At 70.7% G+C, this 8,236-nt stretch carries 8 protein-coding genes; 5 read left to right on the top strand and 3 right to left on the bottom strand.

The window, feature by feature from the left end:
- The coding region (locus HO151_RS00135; RefSeq protein ID WP_368039365.1) for a hypothetical protein at positions 1–573 on the top strand (573 nt) is incomplete at its 5' end.
- A 680-nt stretch (positions 574–1,253) separates the two neighbouring features.
- Here the strand turns inward: HO151_RS00135 and HO151_RS00130 are convergent.
- A complete protein-coding gene (locus tag HO151_RS00130; protein ID WP_254594599.1) occupies positions 1,254–1,460 on the bottom strand; it encodes a hypothetical protein in 207 nt (68 codons plus the stop codon).
- Between the two features lie 186 nt (positions 1,461–1,646).
- Here HO151_RS00130 and mobF point away from each other — a divergent pair, with 186 nt between their 5' ends.
- Complete coding sequence (mobF, locus tag HO151_RS07070) at positions 1,647–2,408, top strand: MobF family relaxase (protein WP_254594597.1); 762 nt, start codon at positions 1,647–1,649, stop codon at positions 2,406–2,408.
- Between the two features lie 1,009 nt (positions 2,409–3,417).
- Positions 3,418–3,765 (top strand): hypothetical protein, encoded by a 348-nt coding sequence (locus HO151_RS00120; RefSeq protein WP_173894101.1) that lies wholly within the window; start codon positions 3,418–3,420, stop codon positions 3,763–3,765.
- Between the two features lie 174 nt (positions 3,766–3,939).
- Here HO151_RS00120 and HO151_RS00115 read toward each other — a convergent pair whose 3' ends face one another.
- On the bottom strand, positions 3,940–4,479 hold the full coding sequence (locus HO151_RS00115; protein ID WP_173894100.1) for a helix-turn-helix domain-containing protein: 540 nt from the start codon (positions 4,477–4,479) through the stop codon (positions 3,940–3,942).
- 93 nt (positions 4,480–4,572) lie between these two features.
- On the opposite strand from HO151_RS00115, the gene HO151_RS00110 reads away from it, so the two are divergent.
- Entirely contained in the window at positions 4,573–5,340 is a 768-nt protein-coding gene (locus HO151_RS00110; RefSeq protein WP_173894099.1) for a bifunctional 2-polyprenyl-6-hydroxyphenol methylase/3-demethylubiquinol 3-O-methyltransferase UbiG, read from the top strand.
- 497 nt (positions 5,341–5,837) lie between these two features.
- On the top strand, positions 5,838–6,368 hold the full coding sequence (locus HO151_RS06935; RefSeq protein WP_254594596.1) for a hypothetical protein: 531 nt from the start codon (positions 5,838–5,840) through the stop codon (positions 6,366–6,368).
- Between the two features lie 488 nt (positions 6,369–6,856).
- Here the strand turns inward: HO151_RS06935 and HO151_RS07065 are convergent, their stop codons facing one another.
- Positions 6,857–7,642 (bottom strand): hypothetical protein, encoded by a 786-nt coding sequence (locus HO151_RS07065; protein ID WP_254594595.1) that lies wholly within the window; start codon positions 7,640–7,642, stop codon positions 6,857–6,859.
- Positions 7,643–8,236 lie beyond the last annotated feature (594 nt).

The following is an 8,236-nucleotide window of genomic DNA, read 5'->3' as shown; positions in this document are numbered from 1 at the left end:
TTTGTCAGACAATGCCTAGCGCAGCAAATCAATGCAGCAATTCAATCGAATTTGATCCTGCCGCCCCGCAGTTGCACTGCTGTCAGCCATTTGGGCTACGGTCTCGGGCTGCGGCACCGGGTTACGCCTACGGTCGAGACTGACAGTGCGCTTCGGCCGGAGGAGATGTTCATGCACATCCGTGTAGCTGTCACAGGCATAGTGGCTACGGTCGCGTGGATCGCCCCCTTGTCCGGTGTCGCTCATGCCCAGGACCTCGACTGCCGTGACTTCGCCTTTCAGGAAGACGCGCAGGCCTTCTTCAATCAGGATCCCGGCGATCCTCATCGGCTCGATGAGGACCAAGGCCCCGATGACGGGATTGCCTGCGAGGCACTGCCACGCCGTGCTGCTGCCGCTGGCACGCCCACGGTGGCTCCTACGGCAACCCCGCCGATGCGTGGAGTGAAGGGCGGCCTTGGAGGTGCCTTCACCGGTGGAATATCCGGCTGGGACATCAGTATCGGCGTAGGCATGACGGCCGGCGCGCTCGCTGCCGCCGGCCGCACCCTCTGGGTTCGTCGCCGGACCTGATCGCGCAGGACACTGACGTTGATGCCAGCACTGCGGAGCGCACCCCGTTCGCGCTCAGGTGAGTTCGTGGACGCCCGGTGTTCGCTGAACGCTCTTGATGCGGAGGCCGGCGCGGAAGCGGCCGGTGCGCAGGTCCTCGACGAAGCCCGCCACGGTGCGGCGGAATCGACGGCGCTGCTCTGGGGTGAGGCGGTCCAGGTCGGCGGCGAAGCGCGGCAGAGTCTCGTAGGTGGGCGCGGTGAACCTCCAGGACGCACGAAGCCCCCGGCCGGGCGGTGGTGGCTGTTCGTGTTGAAGGGCGTCGGTGACGCGGTGTGCTCAGCGGTGGTGGGCGGCTGGGGAAGTGGTGCGTTGGTGCGCGTCGGATGGTGTTGGAGTCAGCTCGTGGCTATGTATCTCAGAGCGGGAGTCGTTTCGACGAGTCGCCGGATGTCGCTTGGCTGCATTGGCCACATACCGCGATCAGCCCGCGTGCCACCGCGGGGACACGCGCCGCCTGCGGCGATGCAGGTGCAGTGACTTCCGCTTTCACTGACCTTGATCTTGGCGAAGGTCCTCGGCTGACTCCCGATTTCATCGCGTAACGACATTCGTGGAGACCTGCACAGCCATCAGCTCGGGACGGATTTCGTGGTGAGTGGTGCTGGTGTGGTCGTGGCGCAGTATTCGCACGGCCCGGGTCAGCCGCTGTAGCGGGCGTTCATCAGGTCGAACCACTTCTGCTTGTCGGCCGGATCGTTGGCGCAGCTGGTGCAGTGGGACAGGTAATCGGTCCGGGTGGGGTAAGGCACGTTCGAGTGGACGGTGACGGTCGGGCGCAGCGTGAGGGGGCGGCCGCGCAGCGGGCAGAGGTCTCCGTGGAGCAGTTCGTGAGTTATGCGGCGCACTGTGCACAGGTCGGTGCCTTACCGTCTAGGGCTGGCGTCGCGGCCCGCCTGACGGGCGGGGCGGTAAAGATCCGGTGATGGCCTCCCGCCCCGCGGGACGTACCCGAGATCGTGCTCTTCCGCAGGTCAGTACCGGATTTCTATGGGCCGGTGATCAGCAAGTCATAGGTTCGCCCGGGGTACGGGTTGCGCTATCGCTTCCGCGGCGTGATGGTCGGCGACGGCCACCGCCCCGCGGGCATGGCGTTGCGCGACGCCCAGGACGAAGCCGGTGTCCCACCTGGTGTGTGGAAGGGCCGTGGCCTGGCCGCGCTCGGCCTGGCGGCCGGGGACGTGGTGAATGAGCGGCAGGCCGAACTCCTCCTGGGGGAGGGCCGGCACCCGGACGCCGACCGGATCGAGCGCGAGCTCCTGGCGCAGGGCAAGAGCCCGGCCCGTGCCCGGCGGGCGACCGTGCTGGGCAGGCCCATCGAGCACAACCGCTCCCCGAATACGGAGAAGGCGAAGGAGCGCACGCCCTGGCTGGCGATGGACCTGGTGTTCCGGGCGCCGTCGACGGCGCACATTGCGTGGGCGCTCGGAGATGACGAGACCCGCCTGGTGCTGGAGCTGTGCCAGGACATTGCCCGGGACAAGACCCTGGCATGGCTGGAGGATTCGGTCGCACAGATCCGTTGGGGGAGCGACGCCAAGCACCGCAAGCTGATCCGGGACGGGCTGATCGTCGCGGTGTTCCGGCACTACGAGTCCCGCGCTGCTGAGTCCAAGCCGCTGCTCCACGACCACGCGGTGGTCTCGATCCGCGCCCGGCGGCCGGACGGGACATGGGCAACCTCTCCGCGGACACGGTGCTCGCCCACATCGTCGCGGCCGACACCCTCTACACCCTGCTGTTCATGGAGGAGGTGTCCACGTGGCTCGGTTGGGCGTGGGAGCCGCGTGAGGTGATCCCGGCCGCCGGCCCGTCATGGACATCGCCGGGATCGACCAGCGGCTGGCAGTCGACCCGCCGTCAGCAGATGGAGGACGCCCTGTCCGTCCTCACCGACAAGTATGAGGAACGGCAGGGGCACGCGCCGGGGGAGCGGACCTCCTACGTGCTGGCCTGCCGGGCCGCTGACCAGACCCGCCCACCCAAGCGCACGGTGCCGTGGTCGCTGACCGAGCTGCGGACGCGCTGGCGGAACTCCGCCATCCGGGCGTTCGGCGCCTGCACCGTCTACCGGCTGGCGGAGCGGGCGCGGGCGGCGGCCGCGGCGGTGTGGGCGCGGGTGCGGCCGGTGGTCGACGTTGCCCTGGCCGCCGTGGACACCGTCGCCGTGGTGTACGTGATGCGCGGCGCCCTCGCACGCCACCACCTGCTCGCCGAAGCCCGCCGCCACCTCTCCTACGTCCTGCGCGGCCGCCCCCACGAGCCCGGCCTGGACGAACGGATCGTGCAGACGGCCGTCGACGACCACACCCGCCCCGTCGGGCGCGGCCGGATGATGACCGCCGACCTGCGCGCCCTGTACCCGCGCGACACCGAGGACCAGGCGGTGCTGCGCCCGCTGATCTGTAAGCGGACCGCCTTGCTGTACGAGCGGACCCGCCTCGCCGCCAGCGCTCTGGCCGCCCGGGTCCGAGCCGCACGGCGAGCGGAGCGCTTGAGCTCCCGCACCCGGCCGTACGCCGTCGCGGTGTCCGCCGCCTCGAGGACGCGCCCGCGGCCCTTCCGCGACGGCCGGAAGGACGGCCGCCTCCTGGAGCCGGAGACCGGCGTCGACGCGGTGGAGCAGACCCGCCAGACCTTGGAAGCCGCCGTCGCGCAGGTGGCCGCCACGATCCAGGACAGCCAGCGGGCATGCGAAGCCGCCCACGGCCCCCGTCCGCAGCCCACCCCGGTGGTGGTCCCGCCGCCGCACAGCCAACAGCCCGGCACCCAGCACACGCCGGGCCGGACCACAGGAGGAGTTACGTGAGCACCCCGGAAGACCAGCCCAACGCCGAAGAGGCCCTCGCCCGCGCCCGCGCGGCCCGCTCGGAGATGGCCGCCGCGCTCGACGAGCACCAAGAGCCCGAGGCCGATGAGCCTGTGGGGTGGCAGCCGATCTGGAAGCGGCCCCGGACGCCGAAGTCGAAGGCGGCCAAGAAGAAGGAACTGCGCGAGCAGCGCCAGCGGCTCCAGGACGCCGCCAAGCGTCGCCTCGCCGCGGGGAACTCGCGCCGGCCCCGCTCCCGGCAGAGCCGGATCGGCAACGCGGCCGCGCGCCGGGATGCCCGCGCCCTGTCCCGGGTGCGGCACTCCAATGCCTGGCTGTGGTGACGATGCCGGACATCGTTCACCGAGTGGAACCCACCCGATGTTGTGCATCGCCACCGGATGCAGAACATCGAGTGGGCTCCAAACTCGCGGTCACCACTGCCAGCTTGGAAAGGGCTCAGGATGTGCGGGCGAACGAAATTCGGACTGCCGACAGCAAGATCATGAAGGAGTTGATCAGTCGGCATCCGGGGCTGTAACCGGCTCCGAGGCCTCCTGTCCCCGCGCAGCGATCAGTGGTCCCAGTAGTTGTGTGCCTGGCCCCACCCGCCCGCCGGGGCCGGGCAGTTGCGTCGTGTCGGCCACCGTGAGCGGCTCCCGGCAGGCATCGCAGGCCACGACCGGCGTGGCCAGGTGCCCGCAGGCGTTGTGGCGGATCTGGGCGGGCGGCCCCGCGGGCCCCGCGTGCCACTTGTCGCCCCAGGCCATCAGCGCCAGCAGGACGGGGTAGAACTCCCGGCCCTTCTCCGTGGCCACGTACTCCTCGCGCGGTGGGCTGTCCTGGTACCGCTCGCGTGTCAGTACGCCCTCCTCGACCAGCCGGGCCAGCCGGGCGGCGAGGATCTTGCGGGACAGGCCGAGGTCCTGCGCCAGCTCGTCGAAGCGGCGGAGGCCGACGAGGATGTCGCGCATGATCAGGGCCGTCCAGGCGTCGCCGAACAGGTCGGTTGCGCGGGCGATCGAGCACGCGACGCCGGAGAGGGGGGTACGGGTCACGCTCTCATCCTATGGCCGAGGGGTTCCCTGAGGGAACTCGTCGATGCTAGGTTCCCTCAGGGAACCTTATTCGGAGCGTCGAGGGAGCCTGCCATGCCCACCGCCCCGCACATTGAACTCGACTCGGCCGGGCCCGCGGCCGTCGACGGCCGCCACATCCGGGCCCTGACCTTTCAATCCGCACGGCTGGAGTACCTGAGGCATGTGCTGTCGGAGCTGAGCCTCGTGGCGGCCGGCAGCCGGGCGCTCGTCGTCGGCAGTGGGCGCGGCCTTTTGGCCTGCGGCCTCGCCCGGCTCGGGTTCGAGGTCGTCGCTGCCGACCCCTCCCCGGCCGCGACGGCTCTCGCCCTGGACGCGGACGACGGGCTGGGCATCACCTACCTGACGACACCCGCAGAGGAACTCGACCTGCCGGACGGCTCCTTCGGCCTCGTGTACTGCGCCGACACCCTTGAGATCACCGAACGGCCGGACGAGGTCCTCGCACAGGCGGCGCGTGTGCTGCGCCCCGGCGGGGCCTTCGTCTACGACACGGTGAACCGCACCCCGGTGTCCCGCCTCATCTACCTCGGTGCCTTCCAAGCCTTCCCGGGCACACGGATCATGCCCCGCGGCCGTTACGCCGCACATCGGCTGCGCCGCCCGGCGGAGCTCGCCGCGGCTCTCGACCGGGCGGGGCTGTCCGCAAAGGACGTCTCGGCGTTCAGGCCGCGCGGCGTACGCAGCCTGGTGCGCGCGACGCGCGGGCGCAGACGTGGCACGCTGACCGACGATCAGCTGCCGGAGCTGGTCGACATGGTGCTCGAACCGGAGGGCAACCCGGTGGTGACGTATCTGGGGTACGCGATCCACCGGGCATGAGCCACACCCCCAGGTGAGCTCGTAGACGCCCGGGGCGCGGCGCACGCCCTTGATCCGTAACCCGGAGCGGAACGGGCGGCGGGTGTTGCGCAGGTCTGACACGAAGGCGTCCAGGACGATGCGGCGGAAGCGCCGGCGCTGGGCGGGGGCGAGGTACTGGAGGTCGGTGGTGAAGCAGGGGAGGGTCTCGAAGCTGGGCACGGTGGTCTCCTGCGGGCAGCACGACGAAGCCCCTGGCGGGTGCCAAGGACTGCTGTAGGCGGCGCTTCCTTGGCGGTGCTCGTTCCTTGGCGCGCGATGGTGCTCAGTGGTGCTTGCTGGTGTTGTCCGGACCGTGGCGTGCGGGCCGCCGGAGAGCGATGACACTCGCGTCCAGCCCGGGGCCGCTTCCCGCCTGACGGTCTCCTCAGAAGAAAGTCCGGCCGCTGCTCCCGCCTGGCGGGACGTACCGCTGACCGGACTTTTCTTGTAGGTCAGAGCCGTGTGGCGTGGTCTGTATGGCAGCAGATACCAAGCTCATCCGGGCTGGTCAGATGTACCGCACCTACTACCGGGAGGCGATCACGGCGAAGGACTACCGCCAGGCGGTGCCCGTCGTCGTCACCACCCTGGAACAGCTCCAGCAGCGCGGCGCGCACGCGGCGGTATGGCGGCGGCTGGGACGCACGGAAGAGCAGACGCTGACGGCCGCGCTCGACAACCCCGACGGCGAGGTCCTCTACCGCAGCCAGTACGCCCGCGCCGACGCAGAAGACGAGCGGCTCCGTACCGCTGAGCGGGAGGCGCGGCGCCCGGTGTGCACGCCGTGCGCAGGGAAGTTCACCGACGAGCGCTGGGAGGAGATCACCATGCACCAGACCGCCGTACGGGCCGGGGACAAGTCCCTGTGCGGCCCCTGCCACGCCGATGACGTGGCCCGTAAGGAAGCCGTCGCCGAAGCCGCCCGCCTCCAGGCCGCCGCGCCGCCGGAGCCGCAGGAGGCCCCGGAGCCGGATCGGGGCCGCAGATGGTTCCGCCGGCGCACCTGACCGCACCAGCCCGCTATGCGGCCGGCCGTCACCGGAGCGCACAGCGCAGGTGCGCTCAGGCGGTTTTGAGGGCGTCGAGTTCGCGGCCGCGTTCCACCAGCTCGGGCACGCGCTGACGCGGTGGTAGGCGGGCAGGGTGGTGAGCATGCTGCGCAGGTGTTCGTCTCCCCGGGCGGAGGAGACGGCTGCGTGTTCGTCGAGGAAGGTCTGGCAGGCGGCCTCCAAGTGCCGCATCCGCAGTTGCCGCTCGGCGATCACTCCCAGGCAGTGCACCCGTCCCTGCCGTCCCAGGGGGGAGCGGGCGGTGTTGGACTGGTGCAGGGCGGCGATGGATCCCGGGGCGTCGCCCAGGCACCAGCGCACGTGTGCCTCGTGGAAGTGGAAGGCTGCAAGGTCGTATCCGCCGACCGCGTCGCGCCGGTCATCGGCCCGCGACAGCGCCGCCTGCGCTTCCCGCAGCCGTGTGCGGGCCAGGGTCCGGGCGCCTGTCATCGCGGCCTGCTGCCCGCGCAGGAACGCCACCAGGCGCGGGCCGACGACGGGCGCGGCTTCGGCGGCGGCATCGGCCAGCTCAAGTCCTTTGGCGCCGTGTCCCAGGTGGGTGCCTGCAGACTCATCCCGCGCAGGGTGCGGCAGTAAGTGACGTGGTCCTCACAGGCCTGCGCCAGGTCCAGGGCGCGCAGGTAGTACCGCTGGCCCAGACCCTGCTGGTTTTCGTACATGGCCATCCAGCCGGTCAGATACACGAAATCGGCGACGGCCGTGCGCATGGAGCAGGTCACCGCGTCGGTGCCGCTGGCGCGCAGGTAAGGACCGGCGGTGTTGACCAGCCACGCGGCCGCCATCGGCCGGGCGTGCCCGGCACCGACCTGGTCCAGGATGTCGGCGACCTTGTCCGTCATGGTGCGCACCGTCTGCATGTCGGAGCGGCCGATACGCATCGTGCGCCCGGCCCGCACCGGCTCCGACCGCCCCGGAACCTCCTCAAAACGCGGCACCGCGAGCGCGGCGGCATACATTCCGGTGCGCAGCACACCCCGGCGCGAGGGGTCCATGTCCGCCCTGCTCAGATCCATCACATCCGCCACCACATCTGCGCCCGGGTCGACGGGCCAGCCGATCTGCGCGCACGTCACCGGACGGGCCAGCAGCCGCGAGAGCGCCTCTACGGCGGCCCGCGCCTGCGGCCTGGGCACGGCCCCGGACAGCCAGTGCGACACGCTGGTCTTGTCGTAGTGCAGGGCTATGCCCAGCTCCCGGCCCGCGGCGTTCACCCGCCGGGCACGGTGGGCGTTGTCGGGCTGTACCCCGGGCAGGGCTGCCAGCCACAGTGCCCGGTAGTTGAGTTCGCGGCTTCGGTGGTGTCGTCCTCGGACAGGGTCAGGTCTCGGCACTGGGCAGTGTCTGAGCAGCCTTCCCGGTCCGCGGGCTTGCCACCGAGTCCCGAAGGGCTGCGGCTCCGTCCCCGGTCTTCCGGCGGCTCTGGGACCCAGATCCTGAACGCGGCCTGTCTCGTCAGGGAACCGGAGCCCGCGGACAGAAGCCCGCGCGCGGAGGCCGTATGCGGAGGTCACGGACAGAGCCTGCGAACAGGGAAGTGCTCGGCCGGGAAGTCCGGCCGAGCACTTGTCCGCCTGTGTTCACCATCTGTCGGTGAGCAGTGATCGTCTGGTGTCACGTCCCGTGGGGCGTGTTTCCGCAGAGCTGATGGTCCTGTGTCCTGCGGCTTGTGAGGGGGCCGGGGCACGGGTCCTGGCCCGGTACCGCGCTCAGCAGGGGAGAGTGGTGTTCCCGGCGGCGCCGGTGGCACCGGCGGTGCCGTTCGCAGTGGTCGTGGCCGCGGTGCCGTTGCCGCCGGGCTTGCCCGG

Source organism: Streptomyces sp. 8P21H-1 (assembly GCF_013302945.1).
Note: the sequence above shows the minus strand (reverse complement) of the source record. Positions and strands in the feature narration are given on the sequence as shown.

Coding starts and splice junctions, on each gene's coding strand:
- HO151_RS06935 (WP_254594596.1), top strand. CDS start 5,838: ATGGCAGCAGATACCAAGCTCATCCGGGCTGGTCAGATGTACCGCACC.
- HO151_RS00110 (WP_173894099.1), top strand. CDS start 4,573: ATGCCCACCGCCCCGCACATTGAACTCGACTCGGCCGGGCCCGCGGCC.